Origin of the sequence: Pseudoalteromonas sp. SR45-6, from assembly GCF_014163545.1 — a bacterium.
Classification (GTDB): domain Bacteria; phylum Pseudomonadota; class Gammaproteobacteria; order Enterobacterales; family Alteromonadaceae; genus Pseudoalteromonas; species Pseudoalteromonas rhizosphaerae.
On sequence record NZ_JACJDM010000192.1, the window covers coordinates 1 to 425 of the forward strand.

Here is a 425-nt window from a genome sequence, read left to right on the forward strand (position 1 = left end):
GGTACATCCCACTGGTCATCAAACTTAATTAAAGTCACGAATATATCATTACCTTCATCCGTTGAACCCGATACAACCATATAATCTATTTCACCTGTTGTTGCACAACCGCCTAGTAATACAGCAAACAAGCTAATAAGAAGTAATTTTATGATTTTGTCCATAATCTATATCCATTTAAGTTCAAGCTGCCCTTGAGGAATAGCTTAGTTACTTATTCTTACGCCACTGTGCTTGCCCAGAGCCAAGCTCGTGTAATACACGGCCTGTTCTATTTCTGTCAGATCGTGCATTTGATAACCATACTTTTATCTCGCCACTATCCCCCATGCCAACAATTAAATAAGGCCTGATATTTTCTTCTACTTCTCCTGTGCTTATCCATGCATAAGCAGGTAAATTTTTAGCTAATTTATAACCATTTT

1 pseudogene is annotated in these 425 nt (G+C 37.4%); it reads right to left on the reverse strand.

The window, feature by feature from the left end:
• Window positions 1-210: 210 nt before the first annotated feature.
• Window positions 211-425: pseudogene (locus H5158_RS22860) on the reverse strand (DUF2931 domain-containing protein); the annotation flags it as partial.